Below are 17,182 nucleotides of genomic sequence, written 5' to 3'. Positions count from 1 at the left end.
CGCGAGGTCACGGCGACCTCGAGGCTGTTGGCCCCGGGACCGACGGCGGCGATCTGCGCCGGCGTCAGCCGGATCCGCCATTGCCCGGGCGCGACGGGCTCGGCCGCGCCGCGCTCGACCAGCCGGCCCGTGCCGTCGAACAGCAGGAAGTCGGCCGTCTCGATGGCCTCGGCCGGATAGGGCTCACCGGCGAAGCTGATCGCGAGATCGAGCTCGAGCTCCTGATCCAGCGCGATCACGAGCGGCCCGTCAAGGGCCAGTTCCGGGATCTGCGGATCCGTGAAGCGCAGCCACTTGTCGGCCGGGTCCGGAAAGGCCTCGAACCGCTGCAGCACGACGGTCCGCTCCACCGGGTGCACCGAGCGCAGATAGAAGGGGCCATCGCCGACCCAGAAGTGGCGGCGCTCTTCGAACCAGCGGGTCAGGGCCTGGTAGCGCGCGGCCGGTTCGCCATCGGCGAGGACCGCCGCCAGAACCTCGTAGTAGGGCACATGCGCCTGCTGAAGGGCTCGGGCCAGGTGCCGCTCGAGGATCGCCAAGCTCGGGCCGGCGACCAGACTCATCCAGCCGATCTCGAGGCGATCGGCCTTGTCCGATGAGAAGGCCAGGTCGCCGGCCCGCTCGGCGAGGATTCCGACGGCCAGCGTGTGCCACGGCGAGACCGACGGCGTGCGCGCGGCGACGATCGATTCGGCGTCCGGAAAGATCTGGTCGCTGTAGACGTCGATGACGAGCGGCTCGCGCGAGACGATGTGCCAGCCGCGAAAGTGGCGTTGGAAGACCTCGAAGGTCGGCACGTAGCTCGCATCGTAGAGTGGACTGTCGGGATCGGCACGGTCGAAGGCCAGGATCCAGGGCAGCACCAGATCAGCGAGCGACATCGGGCTGCCATCGTGCCAACGGCGCGCCAGAAAGCCGGCCTCGTAATGGACACGGGTCCGCGTGCGGGCCGTGAGCCCGTCGGGATGGCGCTCGCCGACTGTGACGAACCGCCGCGCGGTCGGATCCCAGTCGATCCAGGCCTCGGCCGAGACCCGGATCTCGGGTTCGTGGTCGAGCGTCAGCCAATCGTGTGTTCGGGTCACCGGCACGCCCTGCTGCACGCTGACCTCGGCCCGCGCGATCCGTTGCGGCCAAAAGAGTCCGGTGTAGGGATCGGGCAGCAGCGTCGGGTCATCGAGCGCGCGCATGATCAATTGATCATAGAGCCAGTTGCTGCCGGCGACCGGGTTCCAGGGCTCGGTCAACAAGTTCGGCACGCCGAACACGACCTCGCCGCCGACCCGGCCGTGAAAGCGGATCGTGTATGGCCACAGCCAGGAGCCGGCGACGCCGCCGGCCAGGTCCGAGGCCAGATCGAGCTCGCGCGAGCGCGGCGCGACATTGAGCTGATCGGCGACCCAGACCCGCACCGAATCGCGCATCGCGAGCTCGAGCGCGCGGACCATCAGCACCTGGCGCTCGTCCCAGGTCGCATAGTCGCGGCGCTCCAGCCGCTCGGCGATCGCGTCGAACTCGGGATCGGGTTCATAGACCTGCCACAGCGGCTCGGGCCGACCACGGGGCGTGTAGTAGTAGCTGAAACTGCCGGCCTCGTCGCGATTGACGACGGTCGCGACCCAGCCACCGGTGTAGAGATGCCAGCCGCCGGCACGGGGGTCGCCGGCGATCCAGATGCGCGAAGCCTCCTCGGCGGTGCGGTACAGCCGGTCGACGCGAAAGCCCTGATCCTCCAGAAGGTTCGCGAGATAGTCGCCGATCTGCTGGCGGGTGTCCTCGGTACGGATCAAGAGTCGCAGCCGCACCGGGCGGCCCTCGAAGTGCCAGAGTCGGCCGACGAGCTCGGCGCCGAGGGCCTCCATCTCGCGGCGGATCCGCTCGCGCGCGGCGAGCGGGTCATGGCGGTAATAGAGTTCGAGCGCGCGGGCCTGGTCGGCCAGCCGCGCGTAATCGGCGAAGGCCGTGCTCAGCGGCAGGACGCGCGGCACCGCCAGGCCACCATAGAGTTCGTCGGCGACATAGCGCCGGTCGATCAGCCAGTTCAGCGCCTCGCGAATCGCCGGGACATGGAAGGGGTTGAGATCACCATTCGCGAAGAGGGGACCGGCCGGGTTGACCGTCACCTCCATCGACGAGCCGTAGGCCAGATCGTAGGCGGCGCCCTCGGTGTCGCGCAGGCGACGGAACACGGCCGAGCTCGTGATGCCCTGACCGAAGATGTGCAGCGTACCGCTCTCGATCAGGCCCGTGACCTTGCCGAGGTCGCCCTCGCGCGTGAAGACGACGCGATCGACGAGCGCGCCTTGGCGCCCGACGATATCGCTCGGCGCCGCTGTGACGGTGCCCGACCCCGGCGGCACCGGAGCGCGCGACCAGGGATCGACCAACAACACCGCCAGCGCGACGATCACCGCCAACAGCAGCGCCGGTCCGGCGATCTTCTTCCACATCTTCTCCGCGGCATCCCCAGGTCAAGGCGTCGAATGCCGAGAGGATCACCGGTTCCGGCGCCTCGGTCAATGCCTCAGCGGCGGGCAGCGCTCGTGAACTGCGCCTCCTCGGTGGACCCGGACAACGCCGTGACCGACGAGGCGCCACCCTGGATCACCGTGGTCACGTCGTCGAAATAGCCGGCGCCGACCTCCTGCTGGTGGGAGACGAAGGTGTAGCCCTTGTCGCGCGCCGCGAACTCGGGCTCCTGGACCTTCTCGACATAGTGACGCATCCCCTCGCCACGCGCATACTCATAGGCGAGATCGAACATGTTGTACCACATGCTGTGGATGCCGGCGAGCGTGATGAACTGGTATTTGTAACCCATGTCCGACAGCTCGTCCTGGAACCGCGCGATGGTCACATCATCGAGGTTCTTGCGCCAGTTGAACGACGGCGAGCAGTTGTAGGCAAGGAGCTTGTTCGGGTTCTCGGCGAGCACCGCGGTCGCGAACTCGCGCGCGAACCCGAGATCCGGCGTCGCTGTCTCGCACCAAACCAGGTCCGCATAGGGCGCATAGGCGACACCGCGGCTGATCGCCTGCTCCAGCCCGTTCTTGACGCGGTAGAAGCCTTCGCTGGTCCGGTCACCGATGACGAAGGGTTGGTCGTTGGGATCGAAATCGGAGGTGAGCAGGTTCGCCGCCTCGGCGTCGGTGCGCGCCAACAGCAAGGTCGGGACACCGCAAACATCGGCCGCCAGGCGCGCGGCGATCAGCTTCTGTACCGCTTCTTGCGTCGGGACCAAAACCTTACCGCCCATGTGCCCGCACTTCTTGACCGCGGCCAACTGGTCCTCGAAGTGCACACCGGCGGCCCCGGCGACGATCATGTTCTTCATCAGCTCGAACGCGTTCAGAACGCCGCCGAATCCGGCCTCGGCATCGGCGACGATCGGCAGGAAGTGGTCGACATAACGCTCGTCGCCCGGCTCCACGCCTTTCGCCCACTGGATCTCATCGGCGCGCTTGAACGCGTTGTTGATGCGCCGCACCATCGTCGGCACCGAATCGTACGCGTACAGCGATTGATCCGGATACATGGTCTCCGACGTGTTCCCGTCCGCGGCGACCTGCCAACCGGACAGATAGATGGCCTCGATCCCGGCCTTGGCCTGCTGCAAGGCCTGCCCACCGGTGATGGCCCCCATACAGTTGACATAACCCTTCTTCGAACCACCGCGGAGCAGGTGCCAAAGACGCTCGGCACCACGCTCGGCATAGGTGTGAACGGGCTGCAGCGAGCCTCGCAGGCGCACAACATCGGCGGCGGTGTAGCCGCGCCGGACGTCCGTCCAGCGCGGGTTCTCCGCCCAGTCCTGCTCGAGGGCCTTGATCTGTTCGTCGCGGGTCATCGTGAATACCTCGGTAGCGGTGATGGGCCAGACCGCCGATCGGTGGCCGCGCACCCTTCCGCCAAACGGAGGCACGCGCAAGCCGTGCGAGACCGGCTGAGAATTATTGACCATTCAACTTGGTCATAAATCCGCAAGATTAGGCACGCACCGACTATTTGCAAATACAATTATCCTAATTTTATATATTGCAAATACGCCTCTCTTTGCCCGGCGTTTGGCCCGCCGCGACTTGCCGCGAGGCCAATGCGCTGGCAGAGTACTCGACCGCGACCTCGCGCGTCGCCCTGTACGAAGCCCCGACCTCGGCTCCCGATGAGCGCACCCGTGCGCGCGTCGTCGCCGAGGCATTCGAACGCCTGGAGGAGCGGGATCCGGATCTTCCGGATGCTCGCGATGCACCATCATCCGCGCGAGACCGAGCTTCGCCTCAGGCGGGACATGGAACAAATTCGGCACCGCGATCCGCCCCACGCCCCCTTGGAGTATCTGTATGTCCGACCGCACCATGCGCCTGACCGCTTGGCTCGGCGCACAACTCGGTGCCCCACCGCTGGCGATGACCGCGGTCGCCGGCGATGCCAGCGCGCGGCGCTACTGGCGGATCGAGCTCGGCCACCGCACGCTGATCGCGATGGACGCCCCACCCGAGCGCGAGGACGGTCGCCGCTTCGCACGGATCGCCGCGGCCTGGCGTGCCGTCGGACTCAACCTGCCACAGGTCCTTGCCGCCGATTTCGAGCAGGGCTTTCTGCTGATCAGTGATCTGGGTACCAAGACATTTCTGGAGGTGCTCGATGCCGAACGCGCCGAGCGGCTGTACCGCGACGCGCTCGGTGCGCTGATCCTGATCCAGGACCGGGCTCCGACGACCGGCTTGCCGGCCTACGACGAGGCCTTGCTGCGGCGCGAATTGGCGATCTTCGACGACTGGCTGCTGGCCGGCCTGCTCGGGCTCTCGTTGCGTGACGGCGAGCTCCGCGCGCTCGCGACCATTCGCGACCTGCTGGTCGACAACGCCTTGCAGCAACCGCAGGTTGCCGTGCATCGCGACTACCATTCACGCAACCTGATGGTCAGCACGCCGTCGCCCGGGATCCTGGACTTTCAGGATGCAGTGCTTGGGCCACTGACCTATGATCTGGTCTCGCTGCTCCGCGATTGCTACATCGCCTGGCCAGCCGAACGAGTTCAGGCGTGGTTGCATGACTATCTCGACCTGGCCCAGGAGCGGCGGATCCTGGATCCCGGACTCATCGACCGGGTGCCGCGCTGGATGGACCTGATGGGCGTCCAGCGCCACCTGAAGGCCGCCGGGATCTTCGCGCGTCTGAAGCTGCGTGATGGCCGACCCGGCTACTTGGCCGACATCCCCCGCACGCTCGACTATGTGCTGGCCGTGGCAAGGGCCTACCCGGAACTCGCGCCGCTTGCCGACCTGATCGACGGGCGCGTCGTCCCGGCCTTTCGCGCCGCTCGAGCCGGGGGCGAGGAACGCACGACCTGATCCCGTAGGGCGCGCGCACCGTGGCGAATCCGGCCGATCTGGCCACCTGGCCATTGATAGTGGCGAGAGGACGCCACGGGACCGCCCGCCTGTGCGACCTCGATCAAGGCACCCATGCCCTGCCCGTGGCGGCCGGCGACGGATCGCGTGTCACCTGGGATGATCATCGGCCCTGGCCCGATGCGGAGTGATTCGAGATGCGCGACCACCGGATCTTCGTCGACGAGCCCCTGGCACCAGGTCAGACGCTCGTCCTCCCGCCCGACGCGACGCAGCACCTGATCGGCGTTTTGCGCCTGACGACCGGGACCGCGATCCGGCTGTTCAACGGCGACGGCCTGGACTATGCCGGCCGATTGCTAGATACCAACCGACGCGGCGTGCGGATCGCGGTCGAGCAGGCGGACGGACTCCCGGAGGCGCACCCGAGCCTGACGATTCGCCTCGGCCTCGGGGTCTCGCGAGGGGAGCGCTTCGATTACGCGCTGCAGAAGGCCGTCGAGCTCGGCGTCAATGAGATTCAACCGCTGTTCACCGAACGCAGTGTCGTGCGGCTCGCAGGAGACCGACTCGCGAAACGCGAACGGCATTGGCGCGGCATCCTGATCTCCGCCTGCGAGCAAAGCGGTCGGCGTCGGCTGCCGTTGCTGGCGCCCACGACTCGGCTCGGCGACTGGCTCGCGCGGGGGCAGCCCGGCGGCCTGTTGCTGGATCCGCGCGCCGAAGGGTGCCTGCCCGATCTGGCGGCACCGCAAGGGGCCGTGACCCTGCTGGTGGGCACCGAAGGCGGACTCGATGACGAGGAGCGGGGTACGGCGCTTCGCGCCGGCTTCACTGGGGTCCGGCTCGGCCCACGGATCCTGCGAACCGAGACGGCCCCGCTGGCGGCGATCGCCGCCATCCAAGTGCTGTGGGGGGATTTTCGCCGGTGCTGACCGGATCAGGCGATCTCGACCAGCTCCAGCGCGAAGGTCAGATCGCGACCGGCGAGCGGATGATTGCCGTCGATCAGTACACGCTCGTCATCGAACTCGACGACGGTGAAACTCAGCTTGTTGCCATCCGGGGCCTCGGCATGCAGGATCAGGCCCGCCGCCAACTCGATCTCGTCGGGGATCGCCGCGCGCGGGATCGGCTGCGTCATCTCCTCGTTGCGCGGCCCATAGGCCTCGGCGGCCGGGATCACGACTGTCTTGGTGTCACCGGCCGCCATGCCGGTAACAGCGCTGTCGAAGCCAGGAATCACATCACCGGCCCCGAGCGTGAACTCGAGCGGTGCGTTGCCACGCGACGAATCGAACACAGTGCCGTCATCGAGCGTCCCGGTATAGTGAACCTTTACGGTGTCGCCTTGCTTAGCTTCGTTCATCGATACCTCCTCGATATCGCGGGCCGCCATTGATCGTCTCGTCACCTATTCGCATGGCGTAGGCGCGGCCTTCGGCGAAAGGGTTATCGCCAGCGAGCCTAAAGGCGGGTATTCACGGCTGGCCGCGACGAGGCCATGCGAGGACTTGTTCAACGATCGGAAGAATGATGGATCACTCTAGCCCAGCCTACCAGCGGATGCAAACCAACCCAATGCCGGCCGACTCGGCGGCCAATCGCCGGGAAGCGACAGGCCCGGCCGCCCGGGATCTCAACCGATGCCGTCGTTGACCGCCTCGATCGCACAGGTCGGCGGCAATACGCTGCTGTCGCGCCTGCTCGGCTTCGCCCGCGACCTCGTCATCGCGCGTCTGTTCGGGGCCGACGGGGCCACCGACGCCTTCTTCGTCGCGTTCAAGATCCCCAATTTCCTGCGCCGGCTCTTCACCGAAGGGGCCTTCTCGGCCGCGCTGGTCCCGGTCCTCGAGGAGTATCGCCAGCGGCGCTCCTTCGCCGACCTCAAAGGGCTCGTCGACAGCCTCGCCGGAACGCTGGGGCTCGCGCTCCTCCTGATCACGGCGCTCGGTGTGCTCGCTGCGCCGCCGCTGCTGCTGGCGTTTGCACCCGGTTTTGCCGGCGATCTCGGGCAGCGCGAGCTGACCACCGAGATGCTGCGGCTCACCTTCCCTTACTTATTGTTCATCGGCCTGACTGCGCTGGCCGGCGGTCTGCTCAACACCTTCGAGCGTTTTGGTGTGCCCTCGTTCACGCCGGTGCTGCTCAATCTGATCCTGATCGGTTGCGCCGTCTGGCTCGCACCGCAGATGCCCGAGCCGATCGTCGCGCTGGCCTGGGGAGTCTTGATCGCCGGCATCATGCAACTGGCCTTCCAACTCCCTTTCCTCGCGCGGCTGCGACTGCTGCCCCGCCCGCGGGTGCGGCCGCGCGACCCCGGGGTGCGTCGAATCGCCGGCCTGATGGGACCGGCCCTGCTCGGTGTCTCGGTCACGCAGATCAACCTCTTGCTCGATACGCTGCTCGCGTCCTTCTTGGTCGCCGGCAGCATCTCATGGCTCTACTACTCGGATCGGCTAGTCGAGTTTCCGCTGGGGCTTCTCGGCGTCGCGCTCGGGGTCGTGATCTTGCCGCGCTTGTCGCGGCGGTACGCGGCGGAGACGCCGCAGGCCTTCTCGCACACACTCGACTGGGCGTTGCGCTGGGTGCTGATGCTCGGGGTACCGGCCGGCACCGGCCTCGTCGTACTGGCCGGCCCGCTGATCGCGACGCTGTTCCATTCCAGCGAGTTCGGCGCCAGCGATGTCGCGATGACCAGTTACAGCCTGATGGCCTATGCGGTGGGGCTGGTCGCCTTCATGGCGATCAAGGTGCTGGTACCAGGCTACTATGCCCGGCAGGACATGGCCGCGCCCGTGCGCATCGCGTTGATCGCGCTGGCCGCCAATCTGCTGATGAGCCTGGCCCTGATGGCGCCCCTCGGGCATGCCGGGCTGGCGCTGGCGACGAGTCTGGCCGCCGGCCTCAATGCCGTGCTCTTGCTTCTCGGGCTGATGCGCGCCGGGATCTATCGGCCGGAGGCCGGCTGGGCCGGCCTGTGCGCGAAGGTGGGTTCGGCGACGATCTTGATGGGCGGCCTCTTGCACCTCGGGGCCGGACCGACCGCCGACTGGCTCGCGCTCGGCGGGCTCGAGCGGGTCGCCAGGCTATTCGTCTGGATCCTGCTCGGCGGCTTCGTGTATCTCGCGACCCTATGGCTGCTCGGGATTCGGCCGCGGCATCTGCTGCACGAGGCCGAATCGGATCGCTGAGCACCTCGCGATGGGGGCCCAGCCGATGGCCTGAAGGGCTGACGCTGCAACGCAAGGTCGTCTATGCTCGCTTTTACGCCACACCGACAAGAGCCGAGTTCGGCAGGTCACCCGATGCCCACGAGCCAACCCAGCGTCAGTCACCAGCCTCGGTCTCAATCGGCCGCTTCGTCCCCCGAGCCGCGTGGCAACGGCCCTCGAAACAGTACATCCGGGCTCCCGACCGACATTCTCCGCGGCACCGACAAGGCACGGCGTACCTTCCATGTGGTGTTGATCAAGCCGTCCCACTACGACGACCAGGGCTATGTGATCCAGTGGCGCCGGGCCTGGGTTCCCTCGAATTCACTCGCCTGCCTCTATGGCCTGATGCAGGAGGCTCGTGAGCGACAGGTTCTCGGTGCGGACATAGACATCGACATCCACGCCTACGACGAGACCAACACCGTGATTCCGGTGCACCGCATCATCCAGCGCATCCGCCGCGGAGGCGGCGGCGGACTCATCTGCCTGGTGGGCGTGCAGTCCAACCAGTTTCCACGGGCGCTGGATCTAGCCCGGCCGTTTCGTGCCGCCGGGCTGCCGGTCGCGATCGGCGGGTTCCACGTCAGCGGCTGCCTGGCCATGCTGCCCGAACTGCCACCGGAGCTTCGAACCGCGATGGACGAGGGCATCACGCTGTTCGCCGGCGAAGGCGAAGGACGCGTCATCGACCTGTTGCGCGCCGCCCACGCGGGGACGCTGCAACCGCTTTACGACTTCATGGATGACCTCCCGGACATGCAAGGTCAGCCGCTGCCTTTTCTCCCGCCCGAGGTCGTGCGCCGCTATTCGACCATGCCCGGCACCTTCGACGCCGGACGCGGCTGCCCTTTCACTTGCAGTTTTTGCACCATCATCAACGTCCAGGGGCGCCGATCCCGCTATCGCGACGCCGACGACGTAGAACGCCTGCTGCGAGCCAACTTGGCTCACGGCATCCGCCAGTATTTCATCACCGACGACAACTTCGCGCGCAACCGCAACTGGCAGACCATCTTCGAGCGCATCGCCGCGGTACGCGAAGAACTGGGCGTCCGATTCAGTTTCACGATCCAGGTCGACACCATGTGTCACACCCTGCCCGGCTTCGTCGAGAGGGCGCGACAAGCCGGGGTGTCGCGGGTCTTCATCGGACTCGAGAACATCAATCCGGCCAACCTCCAGGCCGCCGGCAAGAAGCAGAACAAGATCGCCAACTACCGCGAGATGCTGCTGACCTGGCAGCGCGCGCGCGTGACCACGCTCTGTGGTTACATCCTGGGCTTTCCGGGCGACACCGTCGAGAGCATTCGCGCCGACATCGAATTGATCAAACGCGAGCTGCCGCTGGACGTGTTGGAGTTCTTCTGTCTGACACCGCTACCCGGCTCGGCCGACCATCAGACCTTGCACAAGGCTGGCGTGGCGCTGGAGCCGGACCTCAACGCCTACGATCTGGAGCACGTCTGCACGACCCATCCGCTCATGACCAAGGCCGAATGGCTGGGCATCTACCGCGAGGCCTGGGACATCTTCTACTCGCGCGACCACCTGGAGCGCCAGATGCGGCGCATCGCCACCTTCGGTCGCAACCCGCTGCGGATCATGCAGACCGCGCTGCAATATTACGGGTGCATCCGCTTCGAGGGCGTGCACCCACTGCAGGGCGGCTTCTTCCGCCGCAAGGTGCGCACGCAGCGCCGCCCCGGATTCCCGACCGAGAACCCGCTGCTGTTCTACCCCCGGCGCATTGGGGAGTTCCTGTGGACCTACAGCCGCTTTTTGGTCTATGCCTTCGGCGTCTGGCGGCTGTATCGGCGGGTGCGTGCCGAAACCCGCCCCAAAGACGGCCGTGTGCCGGCACCCTACATGGATACCGCGCTGCGCGACCCGGGCGCGCAACGCACCGAAGATGACCCGTTGGACACCAAAGGCTCGGCGGATTCCGCACTGGTGGCGGCGAAGTAACGACATAGCCCCGAACGTGCGAGATGCCCGAAACGGTTCAGGCAGCCGCAGGTGGGGTTCGCCAATACGCTCGGAATTTGCGCCAATTCCGGCTTATACTTATGCGTTTGGTTGACCGAATGATGGGTGCAGATGCAGGTCATCCGCGGCATTCATAACCTGGGCGCCCACCCACTGGGCTGTGTGGCGACGATCGGCAACTTCGACGGCGTGCATCGGGGGCACCGGCATGTGCTGCGGCATCTGCTCGAGCGGGGACGCGCACAGGGTTTACCGGCGACCCTTATCACCTTCGAGCCCCAACCGCTCGAGGTGCTGGCCCCGCAGGCGGCCCCGGCGCGACTGACGCGGCTGCGCGAGAAGCTCGCGGCCGTCGCCGATTGCGGCATCGAACGGGTGGTCCTGCTCGGTTTCGGTCCGCGCCTGGCGGCAATGGCGCCCGCCGAGTTCGTCCGCGATCTGCTCGTCGATCGCCTCGGGGTCGCCTGCCTGATGGTCGGCGATGATTTTCGCTTCGGCCGCGGGCGCGGTGGCGACATCGAACTGCTACGCGCGATGGGTGCCGAGTTCGGCTTCGTCGTCGAGGACCTGGCAACCCTGACGCATGGCACCGAGCGCATCAGCAGCACCCGGATCCGCGAGGCCCTCGAACAGGGCGACCTGGACCAGGCCCGGCATCTGCTGGGGCGTCCTTACCGGATCTGCGGGCGGGTCGTGCATGGCGATCAGCGCGGCCGGGCGATCGGCTTTCCGACGGCCAACATCGGACTCAACCGCCGCGTGAGTCCGCTCCGCGGCGTCTATGCGGTCATGGTTCAGGGTGTCGCCGAGGCGCCGTGGCCAGGCGTCGCCAATATCGGCTGGCGACCAACGGTCGGCGACCAACCCCGCCCGCTGCTCGAGGTCCACCTGTTCGACTTCGCCGGCGACATCTACGGCCGCCACGCCGAGGTCGAGCCGCGGCTCAAGCTGCGCGACGAGCGGCGCTTCGACTCGCTTGCGGAACTGACGCAGCAGATCGGGCGCGATGTCGCCGCAGCCCGGACCTATCTGGACTGTCCGGCCAGGATCGCTCGATGACCCCGGCCGGTACCTGACCGGAGCGCCCGGTCCAACGATTTCGCACCGCTTCCTTCGAGAGACCCTATTCGTGGCTGATTACAAAGATACGCTGAACCTGCCGAAGACCGGCTTCCCGATGAAGGCCAACCTGCCCCAGCGCGAGCCGGAGATGCTGGCCCGCTGGGGCGAGCTGGATCTGTACGGGCGGATCCGGACCGCACGCAAGGGACATCCGACCTTCGTGCTCCACGACGGCCCGCCCTATGCGAACGGCGAAATCCACATCGGCCATGCGGTCAACAAGGTGTTGAAGGACATCATCGTCAAGGCACGGACGCTCGACGGCTGCGATGCGCCCTATGTGCCGGGCTGGGACTGCCACGGCCTGCCGATCGAACTGCAGGTCGAGAAGCGCCGCGGCAAGCCGGGCGCGAAGATCAGCGCCACGCAGTTCCGCCAAGCGTGTCGCGAATACGCGGCCAGCCAGGTCGATGCGCAGCGCCGCGATTTCCAGCGCCTCGGGGTCCTCGGCGACTGGGAAAATCCATACCTGACGATGGACTTCCAGTTCGAGGCCGACATCATCCGCGCGCTGGGCCGGATCATCGCCAACGGTCATCTGCAACGCGGCGAGAAGCCGGTGCATTGGTGCATCGACTGCGGGTCGGCGCTGGCCGAGGCCGAAGTCGAGTACAACGACAAGCAATCGATCGCGATCGACGTGCGCTTTCCGGTCGTCTGCGAGGAGTCCCTGTTGGCCCGTTGCGACGGCCGGCCGGAACACCAGGGTCATGGACCGATGGCCATGGTGATCTGGACCACGACCCCCTGGACCCTGCCGGCGAACCAGGCGGTGGCGCTGAACCCCGAGCTCGAATATGTCCTGGTCCAGACCGGCGACGGGACGGCCGGCGAACGGCTGCTGGTCGCCGAAGGTCTGCTCAAGGACACGATGGATCGCTGGGGCTTCGAGTCCTATCGCGTGATCGCGTACGCGCAGGGCGCCGCCTTCGAGGGGCTGAAGCTGCGCCACCCCTTCTACGACCGGGAGGTACCGGTGATCCTCGGCGAGCACGTCACGCTCGAGGCCGGCACCGGGGCCGTGCACACGGCGCCCGGACATGGGCTCGACGACTACATCGTCGGCAACCGCTATGGGCTCCCGGTCGACAACCCGGTCGGCGGCGACGGCCGCTTCCGGCCGGGGACACCCCTGTTCGCCGGCGAGAACGTCTTCAAGGCCAACGAGCACGTCGTCGAGGTCCTGAAGGCGCGCGGTGCCCTGCTGCGCGAGGAGCGCTTCACGCACAGCTATCCGCATTGCTGGCGCCACAAGACGCCGATCATCTTCCGCGCCACGCCGCAATGGTTCATCAGCATGGATCGCCACGGGCTGCGCGCGGCGGCCCTGCGCGAGATCGGCCAGGTCTCCTGGCTGCCCGACTGGGGTCGGACGCGGATCGAGAACATGGTCCTGGGTCGGCCCGACTGGTGCATTTCGCGCCAGCGGACCTGGGGCGTGCCGATCCCGCTGCTGCTCGACAAGACGACGGGCGAGCCGCATCCGCGCACCGCCGAACTGATCGAAGAGGTCGCCCGGTGCGTCGAGCAGCAAGGCATCGAGGCCTGGTTTGCGCTGCACCCGGCGGACCTGCTCGGCAGCGACGAAGGGGACCGTTTCACCAAGGTGCAGGATACCCTCGACGTCTGGTTCGACTCCGGCGTGACCCACGCCTGCGTCCTCGAGCGACGCCCCGACCAGACGCTGCCGGCCGATCTGTACCTGGAAGGGTCCGATCAGCACCGCGGCTGGTTCCAATCGTCGCTGATGACCGCGGTCGCGATGCGCGACCGCGCGCCCTATCGGCAGGTGCTGACCCACGGCTTCACGGTCGACGCCAAAGGCGAGAAGATGGCCAAGTCGAAGGGCAACGTGGTCCGGCCCCAGGATGTCATGAAGACCTTCGGCGCCGACATCATCCGCCTGTGGGTCGCGGCCACGGACTACCGTGCCGAGATGAGCGTCTCCAACGAGATCCTGACGCGCACCGCCGATGCCTACCGGCGGATCCGCAACACCGCCCGCTTCCTGCTCGCGAACCTCGATGGCTTCGACCCGGCGACCGACCTCGTCGCGCCGACGGAGCGGCTCGCGTTCGATCGCTGGGTCGTCGATCGCGCCTGGCGCCTGCAACAGGAGATCATCGAGGCCTATCGGCAGTATCAGTTCCATCTGATCTACCAGAAGGTCCACAACTTCTGCGTCGTCGATCTCGGCGGCCTGTATCTCGACGTGATCAAGGACCGTCAGTACACCACGCGCTCGGACGGACGGCCGCGGCGCTCGTGCCAGACCGCGATGTACCACATCATCGAGGCGATGACCCGTTGGCTCGCGCCGATCTTGAGCTTCACCGCCGACGAGATCTGGCCGCACATCCCCGGCCAGCGCGGTGCCTCGGTCCATCTCGAGACCTGGTACTCGGGGCTCGAACCACTGGCCGCCGACGATCCGTTCGATCGGGCCTTCTGGGATCAGGTGATCGCCGCGCGCACCGCGATCGCCCCGGCGCTCGAGGCAGCGCGCAAGGCCGGGCAGATCGGCTCCGCGCTCGATGCCGAGCTGGACCTCTATGCCGAACCCGCGTCGCTCGAGCGACTGACGCGGCTCGCAGACGAGTTGCGTTTCCTGCTCATCGTGTCGGAGACTCGGCTGCATCCGATCGCGGACCGGCCAGAAGCGGCGGTGGCGACGGTCCAGCCCGATCTCACGGTCGCGGTCACGGCGTCGGCGCACACCAAATGCGTGCGCTGCTGGCACCATCGTCCTGATGTCGGCACGCACCCGAGCCACCCGGCCTTGTGCGGCCGTTGCATCGAAAACCTCGACGGGTCCGGCGAGACCCGGCAGTTCGTCTAGGAGTCGCCGATGGCACGTTGGCTGTGGCTTTCGCTGGCGGTTCTGGTCCTGGACCAGATCACCAAGGTCCTGGCCCTGGGCTGGCTGACCCCGTATCTGCCGTATCCGGTCATTCCCAACTTCAACCTGACCTTGATGTTCAACGAAGGCGCGGCCTTTAGCGTCCTGGCCGATGCCGGGGGCTGGCAGCGCTGGGGCTTGTCGGCCTTCGCCGCCGGGATGAGCCTGGTCCTGGCCGTCTGGCTCACGCGGCTTGGATCCGGCGAGCGGCTCCTCGCCGTATCGCTGGCGCTGATCATCGGTGGCGCGGTCGGCAACCTGATCGATCGCGTCCTGTACGGGCATGTCATCGACTTCGTGCAGGTCTACCTGCCGGTGATCCCACTCGCCCTCTTCAATCCCTGGCCGGCGTTCAACATCGCCGACAGCGCGATCTCGGTCGGCGTCATGCTGCTGCTGTTCGCGTCGTTTCGCGCGGACGGCACAGCCCGGACTAGCAGTGCTCGTGATTGACCTGCCCAGCGCCGGCGCGATGGTCGGCCCGCGCGCTCAGAAGGCCAGACGCAACGCCAACCGATCTGGCATCATGGCTACCGCGCATCCAGCGAATGCCGCCCGACGCACGGCCGAGGCAAGCCGATGAAGATTGCGATCCTGTCACGCGACTCGAGCCTCTATTCGACCCGCCGCCTGGTCGAGGCGGCTCGTGCCCGCGGTCATGAGGCACGGGTCATCGACGTGCTGCGCTGCTACATGAACATCACGTCGCACAAGCCCTCGATCCACTACAAGGGCGAGGAGTTGACGGATTTCGATGCCGTGATCCCGCGGATCGGTGCCTCGGTGACCTTCTACGGGACCGCCGTGCTCCGCCAGTTCGAGATGATGGGCGTCTACCCGCTGAACGAGTCGGTCGCGATCAGCCGTGCCCGCGACAAGCTCCGCTCGCTGCAACTGCTGTCGCGCCGCGGTATCGGCCTGCCGGTGACCGGCTTCGCCCATGCCCCGGATGATGTCGAGGATCTGATCAAGATGGTCGGCGGGGCCCCGCTGGTCATCAAGCTGCTCGAGGGCACGCAAGGCATCGGCGTCGTCCTGGCCGAGACCGGCAAGGCCGCCGAGAGCGTGATCGAGGCGTTCATGGGGCTGCGCGCGAACATCCTGGTTCAGGAGTACATCAAGGAGGCGGGTGGCGCCGATGTGCGCTGTTTCGTCATCGGCGACAAGGTGGTCGCCTCGATGAAGCGCCAGGCCAAGGAGGGGGAGTTCCGCTCGAACCTGCACCGTGGTGGCACCGCCGCGTCGGTGCGGATCACGCCGGAGGAACGCTCGACCGCGGTCCGCGCGGCGCGGATCATGGGGCTCAACGTCGCCGGCGTCGACATCCTGCGCGCGAACCACGGCTGCGTGGTCATGGAGGTCAACTCGTCGCCCGGCCTGCAGGGCATCGAGGCAACGACCGGCAAGGACATCGCCGGCATGATGATCGAGTTCATCGAGAAGAATGCCGTCGAAGGCAAGACCCGCACGCGCGGCAAGGGCTGATGTGACCAACGCACCGCTACGTATCGGAAAGCGCTCGATCGAGCCCGGCGAGCGGGTCGATGTCAACATACCGCTGCCGAGCCTCTACACCCAATCGCCGGTCTTTCTGCCGGTACAGGTGCGGCACGGACATCGCCCCGGACCGATCCTGTTCGTCACCGCGGCGATCCATGGCGACGAGATCAACGGCGTCGAGATCATTCGTCGACTGATGGCCTTGAAGACGTTGCGCCACCTGCGCGGCACGCTGCTCGCGATCCCGGTCGTCAATACCTACGGCTTCGTCCGTCAGTCCCGCTACCTGCCGGATCGACGCGACCTGAACCGGTGCTTCCCCGGCTCGGAGACGGGCTCGCTGGCGGCGCGGCTCGCCAATACGCTGATGCGCGAGGTCGTCAATCACGCGACCCACGGCATCGACCTGCATACCGGTGCCGCGCACCGCGAGAACCTGCCACAGGTGCGCACGGCCCTGGATATGCACGAGGACCTCCCGGCGCTCGCGACCTCGTTCGGCGTGCCGGTGATCCTGAACTCGGAACTGCGCGATGGCTCGCTGCGCGCGGCGGCCGCCGAACGCGGCATCCCGCTGCTGGTCTACGAGGCCGGCGAGGCGTTGCGCTTCGACGAGATCGCGATCCGGGCCGGGCTGCGCGGGATCCTCGCGGTCATGCGCCACCTTGGCATGCTCCGTGGCCCCACACAATGGCACGCCCGCGCGCCGGCACCGCCGGTCCTCGCCCGCTCCAGCCTCTGGGTGCGCGCCCACCAAAGTGGCGTGCTGCGCTCGTTGACGGCGCTCGGGGCACGGGTGCAGCGGGGCGAGCGACTCGGTATCATCGCCGATGTCTTTCGCCACACGGAGGACGCGGTCGTGGCGCCGGTCAGCGGGGTCGTCATCGGCCGGACGAACCTGCCGCTGGTGACCGAGGGCGAGGCCCTCTACCACATCGCGCGCTTCGGCCGCCCGGACGAGGCGGCGGAAACCGTCGAGCGTTTCCAGTCGGCGCTCGCCAACGGCGAGCACGAAACGGACCCGAGCCTGCAACCGGATCCCGAACCACCGATTGTCTGAAGATCGACTTGCGCAGCCCCGCTCGCCGGGATCCGTTGGATGA

At 67.1% G+C, this 17,182-nt stretch carries 12 protein-coding genes; 9 read left to right on the top strand and 3 right to left on the bottom strand.

The annotated features are described in order from the left end of the window. Positions 1-2,450, bottom strand: a 2,450-nt coding sequence (locus ABC977_RS09240) for an ABC transporter substrate-binding protein (protein ID WP_369666962.1), incomplete at its 3' end; no start/stop codon positions are given. A 74-nt stretch (positions 2,451-2,524) separates the two neighbouring features. Further along, the gene (gene aceA / locus ABC977_RS09235) at positions 2,525-3,847 is read right to left on the bottom strand and encodes an isocitrate lyase (protein WP_369666961.1); all 1,323 of its coding nucleotides are present in this window, start codon (positions 3,845-3,847) and stop codon (positions 2,525-2,527) included. Positions 3,848-4,340: 493 nt separating this feature from the next. On the opposite strand from aceA, the gene ABC977_RS09230 reads away from it, so the two are divergent. Further along, positions 4,341-5,354, top strand: coding sequence for an aminoglycoside phosphotransferase family protein (locus ABC977_RS09230; RefSeq protein WP_369666960.1), 1,014 nt, complete (start codon positions 4,341-4,343; stop codon positions 5,352-5,354). Between the two features lie 197 nt (positions 5,355-5,551). Then, complete coding sequence (locus ABC977_RS09225) at positions 5,552-6,289, top strand: 16S rRNA (uracil(1498)-N(3))-methyltransferase (protein WP_369666959.1); 738 nt, start codon at positions 5,552-5,554, stop codon at positions 6,287-6,289. A 5-nt stretch (positions 6,290-6,294) separates the two neighbouring features. Here the strand turns inward: ABC977_RS09225 and ABC977_RS09220 are convergent, their stop codons facing one another. Further along, positions 6,295-6,723: an FKBP-type peptidyl-prolyl cis-trans isomerase gene (locus ABC977_RS09220; protein ID WP_369666958.1), complete on the bottom strand. Its 429-nt coding sequence runs from the start codon at positions 6,721-6,723 to the stop codon at positions 6,295-6,297. Positions 6,724-7,000: 277 nt separating this feature from the next. On the opposite strand from ABC977_RS09220, the gene murJ reads away from it, so the two are divergent. The 7 genes from murJ to ABC977_RS09185 all read left to right on the top strand — a co-directional run bounded on the left by murJ (position 7,001) and on the right by ABC977_RS09185 (position 17,139). Then, positions 7,001-8,548: a murein biosynthesis integral membrane protein MurJ gene (gene murJ / locus ABC977_RS09215; RefSeq protein WP_369666957.1), complete on the top strand. Its 1,548-nt coding sequence runs from the start codon at positions 7,001-7,003 to the stop codon at positions 8,546-8,548. A gap of 114 nt (positions 8,549-8,662) precedes the next feature. Beyond that, the gene (locus ABC977_RS09210) at positions 8,663-10,537 is read left to right on the top strand and encodes a B12-binding domain-containing radical SAM protein (RefSeq protein ID WP_369666956.1); all 1,875 of its coding nucleotides are present in this window, start codon (positions 8,663-8,665) and stop codon (positions 10,535-10,537) included. 132 nt (positions 10,538-10,669) lie between these two features. Next, complete coding sequence (ribF, locus tag ABC977_RS09205) at positions 10,670-11,617, top strand: bifunctional riboflavin kinase/FAD synthetase (RefSeq protein WP_369666955.1); 948 nt, start codon at positions 10,670-10,672, stop codon at positions 11,615-11,617. A gap of 70 nt (positions 11,618-11,687) precedes the next feature. Next, a complete protein-coding gene (gene ileS, locus ABC977_RS09200) occupies positions 11,688-14,519 on the top strand; it encodes an isoleucine--tRNA ligase (RefSeq protein ID WP_369666954.1) in 2,832 nt (943 codons plus the stop codon). A gap of 9 nt (positions 14,520-14,528) precedes the next feature. Further along, the gene (lspA, locus tag ABC977_RS09195; RefSeq protein ID WP_369666953.1) at positions 14,529-15,032 is read left to right on the top strand and encodes a signal peptidase II; all 504 of its coding nucleotides are present in this window, start codon (positions 14,529-14,531) and stop codon (positions 15,030-15,032) included. Positions 15,033-15,158: 126 nt separating this feature from the next. Beyond that, positions 15,159-16,064 (top strand): 30S ribosomal protein S6--L-glutamate ligase, encoded by a 906-nt coding sequence (rimK, locus tag ABC977_RS09190; RefSeq protein ID WP_369666952.1) that lies wholly within the window; start codon positions 15,159-15,161, stop codon positions 16,062-16,064. 1 nt (position 16,065) lies between these two features. Continuing rightward, on the top strand, positions 16,066-17,139 hold the full coding sequence (locus ABC977_RS09185; RefSeq protein ID WP_369666951.1) for a succinylglutamate desuccinylase/aspartoacylase family protein: 1,074 nt from the start codon (positions 16,066-16,068) through the stop codon (positions 17,137-17,139). The last annotated feature ends 43 nt before the right edge of the window (positions 17,140-17,182 follow it).

This window comes from Thioalkalicoccus limnaeus (genome assembly GCF_041197575.1).
GTDB lineage: Bacteria > Pseudomonadota > Gammaproteobacteria > Chromatiales > Chromatiaceae > Thioalkalicoccus > Thioalkalicoccus limnaeus.
The sequence above is the reverse complement of the archived record's forward strand: the minus strand, read 5'-3'. Positions and strand labels throughout refer to the sequence as shown.

What these genes read in the sequence shown, in the direction of transcription:
- murJ (WP_369666957.1), top strand. Translation starts at nt 7,001, where the DNA reads ATGCCGTCGTTGACCGCCTCGATCGCACAGGTCGGCGGCAATACGCTG.
- ABC977_RS09230 (WP_369666960.1), top strand. Translation starts at nt 4,341, where the DNA reads ATGTCCGACCGCACCATGCGCCTGACCGCTTGGCTCGGCGCACAACTC.
- ABC977_RS09225 (WP_369666959.1), top strand. Translation starts at nt 5,552, where the DNA reads ATGCGCGACCACCGGATCTTCGTCGACGAGCCCCTGGCACCAGGTCAG.
- lspA (WP_369666953.1), top strand. Translation starts at nt 14,529, where the DNA reads ATGGCACGTTGGCTGTGGCTTTCGCTGGCGGTTCTGGTCCTGGACCAG.
- ABC977_RS09220 (WP_369666958.1), bottom strand. Translation starts at nt 6,723, where the DNA reads ATGAACGAAGCTAAGCAAGGCGACACCGTAAAGGTTCACTATACCGGG.
- ABC977_RS09210 (WP_369666956.1), top strand. Translation starts at nt 8,663, where the DNA reads ATGCCCACGAGCCAACCCAGCGTCAGTCACCAGCCTCGGTCTCAATCG.
- ribF (WP_369666955.1), top strand. Translation starts at nt 10,670, where the DNA reads ATGCAGGTCATCCGCGGCATTCATAACCTGGGCGCCCACCCACTGGGC.
- rimK (WP_369666952.1), top strand. Translation starts at nt 15,159, where the DNA reads ATGAAGATTGCGATCCTGTCACGCGACTCGAGCCTCTATTCGACCCGC.
- aceA (WP_369666961.1), bottom strand. Translation starts at nt 3,847, where the DNA reads ATGACCCGCGACGAACAGATCAAGGCCCTCGAGCAGGACTGGGCGGAG.